The 15,926-nt window shown below is 67.7% G+C and carries 15 protein-coding genes and 1 pseudogene; 9 read left to right on the top strand and 7 right to left on the bottom strand.

Features of this window, described 5'->3' with window-relative positions; translation table 11 throughout:
* The coding region (locus tag DPV74_RS30810) for a flagellar hook-length control protein FliK (protein ID WP_205571956.1) at positions 1 to 774 on the top strand (774 nt) is incomplete at its 5' end.
* A gap of 27 nt (positions 775 to 801) precedes the next feature.
* On the opposite strand, the gene DPV74_RS30805 is transcribed toward DPV74_RS30810, so the two are convergent.
* Positions 802 to 2,442, bottom strand: a complete 1,641-nt coding sequence (locus tag DPV74_RS30805) for a GMC family oxidoreductase (RefSeq protein WP_119338556.1) — start codon at positions 2,440 to 2,442, stop codon at positions 802 to 804.
* Positions 2,443 to 3,167: 725 nt separating this feature from the next.
* On the opposite strand from DPV74_RS30805, the gene DPV74_RS30800 reads away from it, so the two are divergent.
* Positions 3,168 to 4,610, top strand: a complete 1,443-nt coding sequence (locus tag DPV74_RS30800) for a coniferyl aldehyde dehydrogenase (protein ID WP_059700449.1) — start codon at positions 3,168 to 3,170, stop codon at positions 4,608 to 4,610.
* An 81-nt stretch (positions 4,611 to 4,691) separates the two neighbouring features.
* Here the strand turns inward: DPV74_RS30800 and DPV74_RS30795 are convergent, their stop codons facing one another.
* Entirely contained in the window at positions 4,692 to 5,714 is a 1,023-nt protein-coding gene (locus tag DPV74_RS30795; protein ID WP_374709001.1) for a serine/threonine protein kinase, read from the bottom strand.
* 58 nt (positions 5,715 to 5,772) lie between these two features.
* Positions 5,773 to 5,985: a hypothetical protein gene (locus DPV74_RS30790; RefSeq protein WP_004198969.1), complete on the bottom strand. Its 213-nt coding sequence runs from the start codon at positions 5,983 to 5,985 to the stop codon at positions 5,773 to 5,775.
* An 827-nt stretch (positions 5,986 to 6,812) separates the two neighbouring features.
* Between DPV74_RS30790 and DPV74_RS30785 the strand changes: the two genes are divergently transcribed.
* Complete coding sequence (locus DPV74_RS30785) at positions 6,813 to 7,694, top strand: DMT family transporter (protein WP_060197864.1); 882 nt, start codon at positions 6,813 to 6,815, stop codon at positions 7,692 to 7,694.
* A gap of 407 nt (positions 7,695 to 8,101) precedes the next feature.
* Positions 8,102 to 8,287, top strand: a complete 186-nt coding sequence (locus tag DPV74_RS30780; RefSeq protein ID WP_011353526.1) for a hypothetical protein — start codon at positions 8,102 to 8,104, stop codon at positions 8,285 to 8,287.
* A 110-nt stretch (positions 8,288 to 8,397) separates the two neighbouring features.
* Here DPV74_RS30780 and mgrA read toward each other — a convergent pair whose 3' ends face one another.
* Entirely contained in the window at positions 8,398 to 9,441 is a 1,044-nt protein-coding gene (mgrA, locus tag DPV74_RS30775) for an L-glyceraldehyde 3-phosphate reductase (protein WP_021163510.1), read from the bottom strand.
* A gap of 193 nt (positions 9,442 to 9,634) precedes the next feature.
* Between mgrA and DPV74_RS30770 the strand changes: the two genes are divergently transcribed.
* The gene (locus DPV74_RS30770) at positions 9,635 to 9,841 is read left to right on the top strand and encodes a DUF3185 family protein (RefSeq protein ID WP_021163509.1); all 207 of its coding nucleotides are present in this window, start codon (positions 9,635 to 9,637) and stop codon (positions 9,839 to 9,841) included.
* Between the two features lie 149 nt (positions 9,842 to 9,990).
* Here the strand turns inward: DPV74_RS30770 and DPV74_RS30765 are convergent, their stop codons facing one another.
* A complete protein-coding gene (locus DPV74_RS30765) occupies positions 9,991 to 10,764 on the bottom strand; it encodes a phytanoyl-CoA dioxygenase family protein (protein ID WP_027788879.1) in 774 nt (257 codons plus the stop codon).
* Between the two features lie 352 nt (positions 10,765 to 11,116).
* Here DPV74_RS30765 and DPV74_RS30760 point away from each other — a divergent pair, with 352 nt between their 5' ends.
* Entirely contained in the window at positions 11,117 to 11,458 is a 342-nt protein-coding gene (locus tag DPV74_RS30760; RefSeq protein WP_021163507.1) for a hypothetical protein, read from the top strand.
* A 123-nt stretch (positions 11,459 to 11,581) separates the two neighbouring features.
* On the opposite strand, the gene metK is transcribed toward DPV74_RS30760, so the two are convergent.
* Complete coding sequence (gene metK, locus DPV74_RS30755; RefSeq protein ID WP_011353531.1) at positions 11,582 to 12,769, bottom strand: methionine adenosyltransferase; 1,188 nt, start codon at positions 12,767 to 12,769, stop codon at positions 11,582 to 11,584.
* 265 nt (positions 12,770 to 13,034) lie between these two features.
* Here metK and lpxL point away from each other — a divergent pair, with 265 nt between their 5' ends.
* Positions 13,035 to 13,919: a lauroyl acyltransferase LpxL gene (gene lpxL, locus DPV74_RS30750; protein WP_021163506.1), complete on the top strand. Its 885-nt coding sequence runs from the start codon at positions 13,035 to 13,037 to the stop codon at positions 13,917 to 13,919.
* Positions 13,920 to 13,949: 30 nt separating this feature from the next.
* On the opposite strand, the pseudogene DPV74_RS30745 reads toward lpxL, so the two are convergent.
* Positions 13,950 to 14,253: pseudogene (locus DPV74_RS30745) on the bottom strand (HigA family addiction module antitoxin).
* Positions 14,254 to 14,489: 236 nt separating this feature from the next.
* Here DPV74_RS30745 and dapF point away from each other — a divergent pair.
* Together dapF and DPV74_RS30735 are read left to right on the top strand one after the other, a co-directional pair.
* On the top strand, positions 14,490 to 15,359 hold the full coding sequence (gene dapF / locus DPV74_RS30740) for a diaminopimelate epimerase (protein ID WP_027788876.1): 870 nt from the start codon (positions 14,490 to 14,492) through the stop codon (positions 15,357 to 15,359).
* A gap of 37 nt (positions 15,360 to 15,396) precedes the next feature.
* The coding region (locus DPV74_RS30735) for a DUF484 family protein (RefSeq protein ID WP_119338554.1) at positions 15,397 to 15,926 on the top strand (530 nt) is incomplete at its 3' end.

Genomic DNA, 15,926 nt, shown 5'->3' with positions numbered 1-15,926 from the left:
ACCGCGTCGGCACCGGCATCGACCGCATCGACCGGCGCCACCGCACCGCTGACACCGAAGGTCCCGACCTTCGACCGCACCCTCGCCGACGCGAAGGGGGCGCTCGCGCCCCAGCAAACGCCGACGCAGGCCACCGCGCAGGCGCTGCAGGCCAACGCGAATGCGCAGTTGGGCGAGCAGCACGCGCTCGCGGCAGCCGGCGACGCGACGGATCCGGCCGCCAGCGCGACGCTCGCGGCCGGCGCAACTGCGGCCGCCGCGACACAGGCGAACCTGCAGTTGTCGCCGGCCGCGGGAGCGATCGCCGCGGCGAACGCGCACGTGCTCGCCCCGCACGTCGGCACCCCGGACTGGACGGACACGCTGAGCCAGAAGGTCGTGTTCCTGTCGAATGCGCACCAGCAGAGCGCCGAGCTGACCCTCAACCCGCCCGATCTCGGGCCGCTGCAGGTCGTGCTGCGCGTCGCGGACAATCACGCGCACGCGCTGTTCGTGTCGCAGCACGCGCAGGTGCGCGACGCGGTCGAAGCCGCGCTGCCGAAGCTGCGCGAAGCGATGGAATCGGGCGGGCTCGGCCTGGGCAGCGCGACCGTCAGCGACGGCGGCTTCGCTTCGCAGCAGCAGCAGAACCCGCAATCGTCCTTCGCCGGCGGGCAGTCGTCGCGGCGCGGGAGCGGCGGATCGTCAGCCGTCGATGCACCGGTCGACGCTGCGCAATCCGCACCGGTCGCCGCGAGCGTGAGCCGCGCCGGCCTCGTCGATACGTTTGCCTGAGCATGACTGCCCGCGTGCGCGCGCCGTTCAGCGGCCGTGCACCGCGGCAGCCGCCTCGCCGCGCGACACGCCGCCCTTGCGCGCCGCGACGATGAAGTCCGCCGCGCGTTCGCCGATCATCACCGACGGCGCATTCGTGTTCCCGCCGACCAGCGTCGGCATCACCGACGCATCCACCACGCGCAATCCTTCGACGCCGCGCACGCGCAGTTGCGGATCGACGACCGCGTGCGCGTCCGACCCCATCCGGCAGGTGCCGACCGGGTGGTAGATCGTGTCGGCATGCTCGACGATCGTCTTGCGCAGCTCCGCTTCGCTCTGGTCCGCTCGCGTGTACAGCTCGCGCCCGCCCTGCGACGCGAGCGGCGCCTGCGACAGGATCCTGCGCATCGCCTGCGTGCCCCGCACGAGCAGGTCGAGATCGCGCGAATCGCTGAAGAAGCGCGGATCGATCAGCGGTGCGTCACGCGCATCGCCGGTCGCGAGCGTCACCGTGCCGCGGCTGAACGGCCGCAGCGCGCACACGTGCAGCGAATAGCCGAAGCCCCAGTGCATCTTGCGGTTGTGGTCGTCCACGAGCGCCGTGCAGAAATGCAGCTGCAGGTCGGGACGCTCGAGCGACGGATCGCTCTTGATGAAGCCGCCGGCCTCCGCGACGTTGCTCGTCATCATCCCGGTGCGGCTCGAGAAATAGCGCGCGAGCGCGGGCGTCATCTTCGCGATCCCGCGCAGGCACACGCCGACCAGTTCCGACGAATTCACGCGCGTGTTGATGATGAAGTCGATATGGTCGATCAGGTTCGTGCCGACGTCCGGCGCATCCTGCACGACCGCGATTCCGTGCCGGCGCAGTTGCTCGGCCGGGCCGATTCCCGAGCACATCAGCAGTTGCGGCGAATTGAACGCGCCGGCCGACAGGATCACTTCCGCGCGCGCGTCGAGCGTCTCGACGCGCCCGTTGCGCGCGACCGCGACGCCGGCCGCGCGCTTGCCGTCGAACGTGACGCGCAGCACCGTCGCATCGGTGATCACGTGCAGGTTCGGCCGGTTGCGGCCGTAGATGTACGCACGCGCGACGCTGCAGCGCGAGCCGTCGCGGTGCGTGACCTGATAGAAGCCGACGCCTTCCTGCGTCGCGCCGTTGAAGTCGTCGTTCAGCGGATAGCCGGCCGCATGCGCGGCCTGGATGAATCGTTCGGAGAACGGATTGCGAAAGCGCAGATCCGACACCGACAGCGGGCCGTCCGCGCCGTGCCACGCATCGGCGCCGCGTTCGTTGCCTTCCGCGCGCCGGAAATACGGCAGCACGTCCTGCCAGCCCCAGCCCGTCGCGCCGAGCTGCGCCCATTCGTCGTAGTCGCCCGGGTGGCCGCGCGTGTAGATCATCGCGTTGATCGCGCTCGACCCGCCCATCCCGCGCCCGCGCGGCTGGTAGCCGCGCCGCCCGCCGAGGCCCGGCTGCGGCACCGTCTCGTAGCCGTAGTTCGTGCCGAGCTTGAACGGTACCAGCGCCGCGATGCCGACCGGCATGTTGATCAGCAGGTTGCGTTCCGTATGCGAACCGGCCTCGATCAGCGCGATCGTCGCTTCAGGGCAGGCATCGGCGAGACGGCCTGCCAGGCTCGACCCGCCCGACCCGCCGCCGACGATGATGTAGTCGTATTGCATGTCACGTCTCCGTCGTCTCATGGAAGGCGCCCGGCACCGCCGCGCGACCGCGTCCTTGTAGTGTTCGGGCATTGTAGGAATCGCCACCGTGCGCGCGGCGCGCGGATTCAAGAGCGATTCCTCTAAACGCTCGCGTGAACTAAATTTAAGATGTATCGATTCGCTTTGCGCGACGCGCCGGCCACGAGAAGCCGATCCGTCGCGAAACGGGAGAGACGACGATGCAGCGCCAGGTTCTGCAGGCCGCGTGCCGACCGGGTTGTCCGGATGCGATGTGCGCAGCCCGCATTTCATTTCAAACGGCTGCCCGCGCGGAAGTGCCCCGCGTCATGCGCGCAGTCGATCGAAATCGAACGGCACGCGTCGTCGCCGACCGTTTGGACGGTTTGTCGCCACGGCGGCACGATGCGCCGCGGCATGGTTGGACGGCCCCGTCGCGCCACCCCGCTTCGGTGCGCAGGCGGGCAGTCGCGCCGCGGCGTCGCGCGCCCGGCACCGGTTGCATCGCACTGCATGCCCACGCGCCGCAACACGGTTTCCGGATGCACACACCGTCGCGCGGATGCGACGCCCGCTGCACGCTTGAACCGGTTTTCGAGCACACGTCGCATCCGGCCCCGCGCCGCGCGACACGCACCACCCCGATCCGCGTCGCCGCGCTCGCCGAGCGTGCGCGTGCGGCGTGACGGCCGGCCGACCAGCCAGGCCCAACTGGAGGAGACGACATGAAGAACGACCTGCCCGAACTGGCCCCGCAAGCACTGCCGTCGGTCGATGCACTGACGTCGCTGCTGCGCGACCAGCGCGCGGCCTACCTGCGCGCACCGTACCCGGCTTGGGAAACGCGCGTGCAGCACTTGCGCGCGCTGCGCACGATGCTGATCGACCACGCGGACGCACTCGCCGAAGCGATCAGCGCCGATTTCGGTCATCGCGCGAAGCAGGAAGTGCTTCTGTCGGAAATCTGGATGGCGAAGGAAGAGATCGACGACGCGCTCAAGCACGGCAAGCGCTGGATGAAACCGATCCGCAAGCCGATGAACAAGTGGCTGCGCCCGGCGCGCGCGAAGGTGATTCCGCAGCCCCTCGGCGTGGTCGGCATCGTCGTACCGTGGAACTACCCGGTGCTGCTCGCGGCCGGCCCGCTGATCTGCGCGCTCGCGGCCGGCAACCGCGCGATCATCAAGATGTCCGAACTGACGCCGCGCACGTCGGCGCTGTTCGAGCAGCTCATTGCGAAGACCTTCACGCGCGACCACGTCGCGGTCGTGAACGGCGATGCGGAAGTGGGCGCCGCGTTCAGCGGACTGCCGTTCGATCACTTGCTGTTCACCGGTTCGACGCATGTCGGCCGCCACGTGATGCGCGCGGCCGCCGACAACCTCACGCCCGTCACGCTCGAACTCGGCGGCAAGTCGCCGGCCATCGTCGGGCCGAACGCGCGCTTCGATGCGGCCGTCGACGCGATCGTCGCGGGCAAGACGCTGAACGCGGGCCAGACCTGCATCGCGCCCGACTACGTGCTGCTGCCGCGCGGGATGGAGGCCGCGTTCATCGAGCGCGCGCGGGCACGGTTCGCGAAGATGTACCCCGACCTGTCGACCAACGGCGACTACACGACGATCGTGTCGCCGCGCCACTACGCCCGGCTGCAGCAGCTCGCCAGCGACGCGCAGGCGGCCGGCGCGCAGCTGCATCCGCTGTCCGACGCGCAATCCGATCCTGCATCGCGCCGCTTCGTGCCGTGCGCGGTCACGCAGGTGCCGGCCGCGTCGCAGCTGATGCAGGAGGAGATCTTCGGGCCGCTGCTGCCGCTCGTGCCGTACGAGCGGCTCGACGAAGCGATCGCATACGTGAATGCGCGCCCGCGTCCGCTTGCGCTCTACCTGTTCGACGAGGACGGCGGCACGATCGACCGCGTGATGCGCGAAACGGTCTCGGGCGGCGTGTCGATCAACGAAACGCTGATGCACATCGCGTGCGGCAGCCTGCCGTTCGGCGGTGTCGGTGCGAGCGGCATGGGCGCGTATCACGGCTACGACGGCTTCGTGACGTTCTCGAAAATGAAGCCGGTACTCACGCAGGCGCGCCTGAACACGCGCAACCTGCTCGCGCCGCCGTACGGCAAGCGCTTCGCCGCGCTGATCAAGCTGATGCTGAAGTTCTGAACGGAAGGGATCGAACGGGCCGCGCGCATCGCGCCGCGGCCCGCACCGGCAGGCCGCGCGGCGCCGGTGCCGCACGCGCCGTCATACGGGCCAGAGCGGCCCTTCCTGCATCGCGCCGATCTGCTCGCGCAACTCGAGCACGCGTGCTTCCCAGTAGCGGTGCGTGTTGAACCACGGGAATGCGGCGGGGAAGGCGGGATCGTCCCAGCGTCGCGCGAGCCATGCCGCGTAGTGGATCAGCCGCAGCGTGCGCAGCGCTTCGACGAGATGCAACTCGCGCGGCTCGAATTCGCAGAAATCCTCGTAGCCGGCCAGCAGGTCCGCGAGCGCACGCGACGCGCCTTCGCGATCGCCCGGCAACAAAAGCCACAGATCCTGGATCGCGGGCGCCATCCGGCTGTCGTCGAAGTCGACGAAGTGCGGGCCGGCATCGGTCCACAGCACGTTGCTCGGATGACAGTCGCCGTGCGTGCGCAGCAGGCGGATCTCGCCCGCCCGCTCGAACGCGGCCTCGACACCTTCGAGCGCGAGCGTCACGGCGGTCTCATACGCGGGCCGCACGTCGTCCGGAATGAAATCGTGCGCGAGCAGGTAGTCGCGCGGCTCGTAGCCGAACGTACTGATATCGAGCACGGGACGCGCGGCATACGGCTGCGTCGCGCCGACCGCATGGATCCGGCCGATGAAGCGGCCGAGCCATTCGAGCGTGTCGCTGCGGTCGAGGTCAGGCGCGCGGCCGCCGCGCCGCTCGAAGATCGAGAAGCGGAAACCGTCGAACGCGTGCAGCGTGCGGCCGTCGAATGTGCGCGCGGGCACCGCCGGAATCTCGCGCGCGGCGAGCTCGGCGACGAACGCATGCTCTTCGAGGATCGCTTCGTCCGACCAGCGGGCCGGACGGTAGAACTTCGCGACGACCGGCGGGCCGTCTTCGATGCCCACCTGATACACGCGGTTTTCGTAGCTGTTGAGCGCGAGCAGGCGCCCGTCGGTGCGCAGGCCGGCCGGCATCAGCACGCTGTCGAGCGCATCGAGCACGCACTCGGGCGTAAGTCCGGCGAACGGCGGGCCGGCGGGAGAAGCGGGAGCGGAAGTGACGTCTTTCATGCCCCGCATTGTGCCGCCAGCCGGGCCGAAAGACGAGCGCCCGGTGCGGCGTATGCGCTCAGTGAAGCGCCGCGCCGGCCGGCAGCACGGATTCGCCGGTGTCGATCAGGTCCTCGAGAAAGAACGGCTCGGTGTTGAGTTCCTTCGACTCGCCCGGTACGCCCGCGTACCAGGTCACCATGGCCATGTCGCCCAGGATGCGCTGGACGATGCCGCGTGCGCCCTTCGGCACAGCGATATGGGTAGTGCAGACAATCGACCCGACATGCATGATGGTTCCCCACTCTTGACTCTTGAAACCCGGCTCGGTGGCGAGCCGGCAAATGCACGATCCGCGCGCTCTCGTCGGAGCGTTGCGCGTAATCCCATTGTTCACGGTTTATCGAAGCGCGAAAAGAAGAAGAAGCAGGCGAAGTGCCGCGAATTCGTCGAATGTCTCCAATCAACCACTGCGCCGGACAGGCGCTTGCCCGCCCGGTTACCCTCATCATACCCTGTCGAATGTGACTGCCCGCCGAATCCGCGTCGGCACCGCGACGCGCCCGCGACGCATGCCGCGCGCGCATCGCGGGCCCGGGCCGCATCACCGGGAAATTTCGCGCGACCGCCGTGGCCGAACGACGCCGCACCGTCATCGCCTTCCCCGTACCTCGAACGCAACCGGCACGACGACGGTTGCGCACGCACCGCCCGCTTCGCCGCCCGCATCAACGCGTGATTCACCGCACGCCGCTCTGCGTCATGCAATGCCACCGACAGTGGTTGCGTCCGATGTCGGCCTTGCGGTACCTTTGATGCTTCATTCGCGTTCCAGCGCATTCCGATCCGATGCATCCGCTCACGTCCGCCCTTGCAAAATCCCGGCCGCAGTTCGACTCGCGGCCGCAGGCGTGCGCGCATCCGTCGGTTCTTCCTCCTCCTGTCGCACCGCCGCTCGTCGGCGCCGCGCCGCCCCCTCCGGCGGCACGCGCCGGCTGACCAGCCGGCTTCCGTTTCGTCTTCCATTCGCCCGCAGGCTTGCATTCGTGCGCCGTGACGCCCGGCTCGCTGCTGCGCGCGCGGATGGAACGTTCCGATCCGTTCGACAGGTGGATTCACATGGTTTCGTTCAAACGCGCGCTCGCCGCGCATGGCGCGACGTCGCTCTTCGTGCTGCTGTGGAGCAGCGGCGCGATCTTCGCAGAACTCGGTCTGCGTCACGCATCCGCGTTCGTCTTTCTCACCGCACGTTTCGCCCTTGCATCGCTCGTGCTGCTCGGGCTGGCCTTCGTGCGCAAACGCTGGCTGCCTCCGCGCGGCGAACGGCGCATGGCCGCGCTGACCGGCTTGCTGATGATGGGCGGCTATTCGATCTTCTACCTGCTCGCGCTCGAACGCGGGATCGCGCCGGGTGTGCTCGCCACGATCCTCGGCGTGCAGCCGATCCTCACGCTCGCGCTCGTCGAGCGACGCTGGCAGCCCGTGCGCATCGCGGGACTCGCGCTGTCACTCGCCGGCCTCGCGCTCGTCGTGTGCCGCGGCGTGGGCGACGGCGGCCTGTCGCTCGCGGGCATCGCGTGCGCGCTCACCGCGCTCGTCGCGCTGACCGCCGGCTCGCTGCTGCAAAAGCGCGTACGGGCGGCGCCTGCCGACGTGCTGCCGTTGCAGAATGCGATCGGCCTCGCGCTGTGCGTGGCGATCGTGCCGTTCCGGCCGGTGTCGTTCGACATGAGCTGGGCGTTCGTGATCCCGCTGCTGTGGCTCGGCATCGTGATTTCGGTGATCGCGCAACTGCTGTTCTACCGGTTGATGCAGCGCGGCGATCTCGTCAACGTGACGAGCCTGTTCTATCTCGTGCCCGTCGTCACCACGCTGATGGATGCCGTGTGGCTCGGCAACCGGCCCGAGCCGCTCGCGCTCGCCGGCATGGGCGCGATCATCGCGGGGCTCGCGCTCGTGTTTCGCGCGGCGCCCGCCCGCGTGCGGCCCGACCGCGCATGAGCGGGTGTGCCGCCGCGCCTGCGGGTGCGGCGGCACGCACCGGACACATGCGACGAATCGGCAGAAATCGAAAGGCACGAGAAAGATGTGCGCAAGGCGTTCGTCTGACTTGCGGGAAAAATGCGTGATACGCCGGGCATTCCGCTGATTTTTAATGGTTCGGATAGCGAAAAGCGCTGCCGGTTGCCTATACTCGAATTGACCGGCCCGCTCGCAATCGGGTCGCGACCAACACTAGAAACACCCGGCATGGAGCCGGAGCAAACGCTGAAGTGCCGGCTCCGGCCGAAATCCCACAGGGAGACGACTGGAGCAAGCACTAAAGCGCCGACTCCGCCCGAGATCCCACAGGGATGGGGCCGGAGTAAGCGCTAAAGCGCTAACTCCGGCCGACACTGGAGACACGCATGACAACCTACTTCACGATCGGCGACTTCATCCTGTTGATTCCGATGGCGCTGGCCGGAGCGCTATTTCTCGGCGCGGTGCCGTGCGCAACCGAGTTCCGCCACAACCTGCTACGCGTGCTGGGCGTCATCCTCGGCGTCGGCGTCGCGGTATTGCTCGTCGAAGGCCTGCCTGCGCTGATCTAGCAGCGCACCACCCGTGCGTGCGGTGCATCGCTGCACCGCAGCGATGCGACAGGCCGCAAGCGAGCCATTGATACGGCACGCGATGTTTCGCATGCCGTATCGACCGCCGGTCAGATCGCCTGATCGGTGGACGGCTTTTCCCACAGATTGATGCCGCCTTCCGTCGCGTAACGGTCGATCTCCGCGAGTTCCTCCGCCGAGAATTCGAGGTGCTTCAGCGCACCGACGTTTTCACGCACCTGCTCCGCACGGCTCGCGCCGATCAGTGCGGACGTCACGCGGCCGTTGCGCAGCACCCATGCGAGCGCCATCTGCGCAAGGCTCTGCCCGCGCCGCTCGGCGATCGCGTTGAGCTTGCGCACGTGCTCGAGGTTGTCCGCGCTCAGGTGATCCTGCTTCAGCGAGCCGCCGCCCGGCTTGTTCACGCGCGCGTCGGCCGGCACGCCGTTCAGGTACTTCGACGTGAGCAACCCCTGCGCGAGCGGCGTGAACGCGATGCTGCCCGTGCCGATCTCGTCGAGCGTGCCGAGCAGCTCGGTTTCGACCCAGCGGTTCAGCAGGTTGTACGACGGCTGATGGATCAGCAGCGGCACCTTGTACTGCGCGAGCAGCTCGGCCATCTCGCGCGTCTTCGCCGCCGAATACGACGAGATGCCGATATAGAGCGCCTTGCCCTGCTGCACGGCCGACGCGAGCGCGCCCGCCGTTTCCTCGAGCGGCGTGTGCGCGTCGAAGCGGTGCGAATAGAAGATGTCGACGTAGTCGAGCCCCATCCGCTGCAGGCTCTGGTCGAGGCTCGCGAGCACGTACTTGCGCGACCCGCCGCCGCTGCCGTACGGCCCCGGCCACATGTCCCAGCCGGCCTTCGTTGAGATCAGCAACTCGTCGCGATACGGCCGGAAATCCTCCTTCAGCAGCCGGCCGAAGTTGGTTTCGGCACTGCCGTACGGCGGCCCGTAGTTGTTCGCGAGATCGAAGTGGTTGATGCCGAGGTCGAACGCGGTACGCAGGATTTCGCGCTGCGTCGAGATCGGCGTCGAGTCGCCGAAGTTGTGCCACAGGCCGAGCGAAAGCGCGGGCAGTTTGAGCCCGGATTTGCCACAGGTGCGGTATTGCATGTCGGCATAACGTTCGGAAGCTGCTTCGTAGGCCATGAGTCTGTTCCGTCAGGACATCGGAGGAAGGGACGCGCGCCGGCCGCGCCGATGGCGCGACGGCGGCGAAGGAGTCATACGACGACTATGGTAGCGAAAGCGGCCGGATCGCGCACGGCGGCACGGCGATGGACGCGGCCGCGGTCGTCGCCTACACTGCGGCGTCTCGAATCACCGTTTCAGCGAGGTTGGTATGTCCCGGGTCATCTCGGTTGCACTGCTCGTCGGCGGCGTCGTGCTGCTGTATTTCGGCGGCCAGTCGTTCCATTCGATCAACGACAACGTGTCGCGCTTCTTCACCGGTTCGCCCGCGACGAAGACGATCCTGCTGATCGCGGGCGGCGCCGTCGCATCGTTCATCGGCCTGATCGGCCTCGCGATGCCGGGCAACAAGCGCTGATCGCGCAGCCGCGCGATGCACACGCGGCCCGCGTCGTGCGACCGCGCCGCGCCAAGCGAAACGGGCGGCCAGGCCGCCCGTTGCTTCATCCGCCGGCGATGCACCGCATCGCGTGACCGCGGTGGTGTCACCACCCGTCCGGTCCGAACCTAGAACTGCACTTCCGGCTTCGACGCCGAGCGCGTGCCGGGCAGCGGCCGGTTGCTCGCGCCGTGATAGGTGTACACGAGCGAGAACTTCACCTGGTCGGAACGGTTCTGTCCGGCCGAATGCAGCGTGTTGCTGTGGAAGAACACCACGTCGCCCGTCTGCAGCGACGGGCACGTGGCCGCATCGATCATCTTCCGGTTCGCCGGCAGGTCGCTGCGGAAGAACTTCGCATCGTCGAACGCTTCAGGCCCGAATTCGGCCGTATGCGACCCCGGCACGAGCCACAGTGCGCCGTTCTCGTTCGTTTCCGGCCCGAGCGCGAGCCACACCGACACCATGTCCGGGCGCTCGAACGACCAGTAGCGGAAATCGCGATGCCAGCCGGTCAGGCTGCCGTACGCGGGATGCTTCGTCATCATGCAGTTGTGATGCGCGCGCGACAGCACGGGTTCTTCGCCGAAATACTCGCGCATCCACGCACCGATTTCGGGTGCGATCGCGCGCTCGGCGAACGCCGGATCGCGTGAATACGCATCGAGCAGCCGCCGCACCGTATGCCCGCCCGGCGCATGCTTGGACTCGGGGGCGCCCGGGTAGCGCAGATCCGCCTCGAACTCGATCGGCTCGGCCGCCTCCCGCAACTGGCGCTCCGCGATCTGCCTGAGCGCCGCGCACTGCGCTTCGCCGACGAGGCCACGCGCGACGACAAAGCCGCGCTCGCGCAATTCCGCGACTTGCGCGCGGATCGATTCCGACTGCAATGGAGACGACATGGGATGCCAGACGTTTATTGTGTGAATGTGACGATTGTAAATCGGCGCCGGATGCCGCGAACAGCACCATTGTCATGCGCAGGGGCATGCCAATCGCGGATTTGATCCGGCTCAAGGGAACTGTTCGTCGCGGCACCTGCCTCACCGACAGGCGGTATGCGGCACACGCCTTGTGGCACAAGGGTTTATCGCGACTTTTGCCCGTCATGAATCCCCTGTAGCCTGTCGCGGCCTGTCAATTCTGGCGGGCGCGGCGCGCAGCGAGTTTCAGTAAGATCCGTTGCGTCATCCGAGGCCGTTCATACCAGTGCGCTCTCCAGGGCGCCATCCATACAAGCGAAGCATCGTTCACATGCCATTCCGTCTGACTTCCCGTCTCAGCCGCGCTGCGAAGCGCGTCGTGCCGACCGCTCCTGCCCGCTCGCTGCGCCATCACCGCGCACGCACGCAGGCGCTGGCCGAGCGCACGCCCGCCCACAGCCGGCTGGATGGTATCCGTGCGTGGTTCCACGCATTTTTCTCGATGATGAGTGCACAGGCCTTCTCGCGCCGCGCCGGCCTGCGCTCGCTGCTGCAGAAACCGTCGTCGCTGCGCGCGCTCGCGCTGCGCCGCACGCTCGGGCCGCAACGCCGCGTCAACCGTCCGCGCCGCCTCGCGGCCAGCAACGGCTGGTTCGGGTTCGGTGCGCGCTGAGCGCACGCCGGCGGGCACCGCGCGCGACGATCGCCGTCGCGCCGTTTGTCCGGTTGCCCCGACGATCGGAACCCATAAAAAAACCCCGGCTAGCCGGGGTTTTTTCATTTCGGCGAACGACGCTTACGCGACGCGTGCCGTCGGCTCGACGCCGGCCGCTTCGGCCAGTGCGAGCGCCTTGTCGGTCGCTTCCCACGAGAATTCCGGCTCTTCGCGGCCGAAGTGGCCGTAAGCAGCCGTCTTCTCGTAGATCGGGCGCAGCAGGTCGAGCATCTTGATGATGCCCTTCGGACGCAGGTCGAAATGCTCGCGCACGAGCTTCGTGATCACCGCATCCGACACGCGGCCCGTGCCGAACGTGTTGACCATCACCGAGGTCGGCTCGGCGACGCCGATCGCGTACGACACCTGGATCAGCGCGCGCGACGCGAGGCCGGCGGCGACGATGTTCTTCGCGACGTAGCGGCCTGCGTACGCAGCCGAACGGTCGACCTTCGACGGATCCTTGCCCGAGAACGCGCCGCCGCCGTGCGGTGCGGCACCGCCGTACGTGTCGACGATGATCTTGCGGCCGGTCAGGCCGCAATCGCCCTGCGGGCCGCCGATCACGAACCGGCCGGTCGGGTTCACCAGGAACTTGATGTCGCCCTTGATCAGGTCGGCCGGCAGCGTCGGCTTGATGATTTCCTCGATCACGGCTTCGCGCAGCGCGGGCAGCTCGATGTCCGGTGCGTGCTGCGTCGACAGCACGACGGTGTCGATCGAATGCGGCTTGCCGTCGACGTAGCGGACGGTGACCTGCGACTTCGCGTCCGGGCGCAGCCATTGCAGGCGGCCGTCGCGGCGCAGGCTGGCCTGGCGCTCGACGAGACGGTGCGACAGGTAGATCGGCAGCGGCATCAGTTCCGGCGTTTCATCGCACGCGTAACCGAACATCAGGCCCTGGTCGCCCGCGCCCTGATCGAGGTTGTCGTCGTGTGCACGATCGACGCCCTGGGCGATATCCGGCGACTGCTTGTCGTACGCGACGAGCACCGCGCAACCCTTGTAGTCGATGCCGTAGTCGGTGTTGTCGTAGCCGATGCGCTTGATCGTGTCGCGCGCGATCTGGATGTAGTCGATGTTGGCCGTCGTGGTGATTTCACCGGCCAGGACGACGAGACCCGTGTTGCACAGCGTTTCCGCCGCGACGCGGGAATACTTGTCTTGCTCGAGGATGGCGTCGAGGATCGCGTCCGAGATTTGGTCCGCGACCTTGTCCGGATGGCCTTCGGAGACGGATTCGGACGTGAAGAGATAATCGTTTGCCACTTTTTCAGGCTCCTGTGTGGTTACGGTTGGTTTCACGTAGCCAGCTTCGTTGGGCCTGAAGCGGCGACGCTTTAGCGGATTACCAGGACCGGGCAGCGCGTATGACGCCAACCGGCTTCGCCCCGCAAGTTGTCAGTTAACTCGGCGAAGCCCGTATTATAGCGGCTTTCCTGAATTGTCACAGAGCGCCGCCCGTGCTGCATCTTCCGCTGTCTCACCTACCTGTTCGCAACGCGCCGGCCAGCCGGTTCCACGGAGGTTTCGCATGCTAGGTCGTCTAGGCACGCACCTCGCCATTGGCTTGCTGAAACTGCTCGCCCTGTTGCCGTACGGCCTGACCGCACGGTTCGGCGATGGTCTCGGCTGGCTGCTCTACAAGATCCCCAGCCGGCGAAAACGCATCGTACACACCAATCTGAAACTCTGCTTCCCGGATTGGAGCGACGCACGCCGCGAGGAAGTGGCAGGCCAGCATTTCCGCCATGCGATCCGCAGCTACGTCGAGCGCAGCGTGCAGTGGTTCGGCTCGGAGAAAAAGCTCGCGAAGCTGATCCAGGTCGACAGCGCGGTCGACCTCGACGATCCGGACCTGCCGCCGACGCTGTTCCTCGGCCTGCACTTCGTCGGCATCGAAGCCGGCTCGATCTGGCTGAACCGTTCGCTCCACCGCCGCTGCGGGTCGCTCTACCAGCCGTTCTCGAACGCCGTGCTCGAGGAAGAGGCGAAGAAGGCGCGCGGGCGTTTCGACGCCGAGATGGTCGGCCGCGCGGACAGCGCGCGCGTCGTGCTGCGCTGGCTGCGCGACCGCAAGCCGGTGATGCTCGGCGCCGACATGGATTACGGGCTGCGCAATTCGACGTTCGTCCCGTTTTTCGGCGTGCCCGCGTGCACGCTGACGGCGGTCGGCCGGCTCGCGAAGACGGGCCGCGCGCAGGTCGTGCCGTTCATCGGCGAGGTGCTGCCGAACTACAAGGGTTATCGCCTGAAGGTATTCAAGCCGTGGGATCACTACCCGACGGGCGACGACGATCTCGACGCGCGGCGGATGAACGAATTCCTCGAGGAACAGATCCCGCTGATGCCCGAGCAATACTATTGGGTCCACAAGCGCTTCAAGACGCGCCCGGCCGGCGAGCCGAGCCTGTACTGACCCTGCCGGAAGACGTTCGCAGGCGGGGCGTCATGCGCGCGCCTGCGCCCTCGCCACCTTCGGCGCGCCCTTCGCGCGCGCCCGCCACAGATCGTGGGCCGACTGCTGCGCGAGCCACAGATCGGCCCGCCCCCCCGTTTTCCTCGCCGAGCCACGCTTCGAGGCGCAGCGCCATTTCCGGCGAGATGCCGGCATGGCCGTGCAGGATCCGCGACAGTGCGGCACGCGTCACGCCCAGCTGCGACGCGGCCTCGGTGACGGTCAGGCCAAGCGCCGGCAGCACGTCGTCGCGCAGCGTTTCGCCCGGATGGGGCGGATTGAAGATGCGGTTCATGGCTTGAATGAGCTCACTGGAGGTTGACAGGGCGTATGGCGAAACAATACGAATCTCCGGGTGGCCTCATCAATTGAACGAGTACGAAAACGCCCGGAACGCCCGCGCAGGACGCCCCTGTCGGCTGCATGTATCATTTGCGGTTGAGATCAGCACGACGAACGAGGCCGCCCGGCATGGCGCGGCGTCGCGCGAGCCGTGCTGACCGCCTTGTTCGCCATGGAAATCCGGACCCAGTGAAACTCTCGTTCACCAAGATGCACGGCGCGGGCAACGACTTCGTCGTGCTCGACGGCTATTCGCGCGCATTGCCGCCGCTCACCGAAGCGCAGGTGCGCGCGCTCGCCAACCGCCACTTCGGCATCGGCGCCGATCAGTTGCTGCTCGTCGAAAAACCGACCGTCGACGGCGTCGATTTCAAGTACCGGATCTTCAATTGCGACGGCGGCGAGGTCGAACACTGCGGCAACGGCGCGCGCTGCTTCGTGAAGTTCGTCAGCGACCGCGGCCTGACCGACAAGCGCAGCGTGCGCGTGCAGGTCATGAAGGGCCTGATCACGCTGACGATGCAGGACAACGGCGAAGTCGTCGTCGACATGGGTGCGCCCGTGTTCGCGCCGGCGCAGGTGCCGTTCGATGCGGCGGGCCTCGACGGCCGCACCGAGGGCCGCGACACGCTGTGGCCGCTCGACGTCGGCGGCGCGACGCGCTGGATCTCGACGGTGTCGATGGGCAACCCGCACGCGGTGCAGATCGTCGACGACGCCGAAGCGTATCCGGTGCTCGAGGAAGGCCCGCTGATCGAGCACCACGCGCGCTTCCCGGAACGCGTGAACGCCGGCTTCATGCAGATCGTGTCGCGCAGCGAAGTGCGGCTGCGCGTGTACGAACGCGCGGCGGGCGAGACGCTCGCGTGCGGCACCGGCGCGTGCGCGGCGGTCGCGGCCGGCATCCGGCGCGGCCTGCTCGATTCGCCCGTGACCGTGCACACGCACGGCGGCACGCTGACGATCAGCTGGGACGGCGCACGCGACGAAGCTGCCGCGCTGATGATGGCCGGGCCCGCCACGACCGTGTTCGAAGGCGAGATCGACCTGCCTGCCTGACCCTGCAACGTCCTTGATAACTGAACGCTCCAGCCACATGAACGATCGCGAAGTCGCCGACTACCTGCTCGCCAATCCCGAATTCTTCGCGCAGCACGCCGAACTGCTCGCGACGATCCGCCTCGCGAACCCGCACGGCAAGGCCGCGATCTCGCTGCAGGAGCGGCAGATGGAGATGTTGCGCGACAAGAACAAGCATCTCGAGCGCCGGCTCGCCGAACTCGTGCGCTACGGCCACGAGAACGACAGCCTGTCCGCGAAGTTCAGCCGCTGGACTGCCCGCGTGATCGCGGAACGCGATCCGTACGCGCTGCCGCGCACGATCGCCGACGGCATCGCCGACGTATTCGACGTGCCGCAGACGGCACTGCGCGTGTGGGACGTCGCCGACACCTATTCGCAGGCCGACTTCGCGCGCCAGGTCGGCGAGGAAGTGCGCCTGTTCACGAACGGCCTGTCGACGCCGTACTGCGGTGCGAACACGGGCTTCGAGGCCGCGCAGTGGCTCGCGCCCGCGGTCGCCGCCCCGGCTGCGAATGCGGCGGAAGGCGCGGACGCCGCGCCGCC

Origin of the sequence: Burkholderia sp. HAN2018, from assembly GCF_024704855.1 — a bacterium.
Taxonomy (GTDB): domain Bacteria; phylum Pseudomonadota; class Gammaproteobacteria; order Burkholderiales; family Burkholderiaceae; genus Burkholderia; species Burkholderia cepacia.
The sequence above is the reverse complement of the archived record's forward strand: the minus strand, read 5'-3'. Positions and strand labels throughout refer to the sequence as shown.

What these genes read in the sequence shown, in the direction of transcription:
- DPV74_RS30805 (WP_119338556.1), bottom strand. Translation starts at nt 2,442, where the DNA reads ATGCAATACGACTACATCATCGTCGGCGGCGGGTCGGGCGGGTCGAGC.
- DPV74_RS30800 (WP_059700449.1), top strand. Translation starts at nt 3,168, where the DNA reads ATGAAGAACGACCTGCCCGAACTGGCCCCGCAAGCACTGCCGTCGGTC.
- DPV74_RS30795 (WP_374709001.1), bottom strand. Translation starts at nt 5,714, where the DNA reads ATGAAAGACGTCACTTCCGCTCCCGCTTCTCCCGCCGGCCCGCCGTTC.
- DPV74_RS30790 (WP_004198969.1), bottom strand. Translation starts at nt 5,985, where the DNA reads ATGCATGTCGGGTCGATTGTCTGCACTACCCATATCGCTGTGCCGAAG.
- DPV74_RS30785 (WP_060197864.1), top strand. Translation starts at nt 6,813, where the DNA reads ATGGTTTCGTTCAAACGCGCGCTCGCCGCGCATGGCGCGACGTCGCTC.
- DPV74_RS30780 (WP_011353526.1), top strand. Translation starts at nt 8,102, where the DNA reads ATGACAACCTACTTCACGATCGGCGACTTCATCCTGTTGATTCCGATG.
- mgrA (WP_021163510.1), bottom strand. Translation starts at nt 9,441, where the DNA reads ATGGCCTACGAAGCAGCTTCCGAACGTTATGCCGACATGCAATACCGC.
- DPV74_RS30770 (WP_021163509.1), top strand. Translation starts at nt 9,635, where the DNA reads ATGTCCCGGGTCATCTCGGTTGCACTGCTCGTCGGCGGCGTCGTGCTG.
- DPV74_RS30765 (WP_027788879.1), bottom strand. Translation starts at nt 10,764, where the DNA reads ATGTCGTCTCCATTGCAGTCGGAATCGATCCGCGCGCAAGTCGCGGAA.
- DPV74_RS30760 (WP_021163507.1), top strand. Translation starts at nt 11,117, where the DNA reads ATGCCATTCCGTCTGACTTCCCGTCTCAGCCGCGCTGCGAAGCGCGTC.
- lpxL (WP_021163506.1), top strand. Translation starts at nt 13,035, where the DNA reads ATGCTAGGTCGTCTAGGCACGCACCTCGCCATTGGCTTGCTGAAACTG.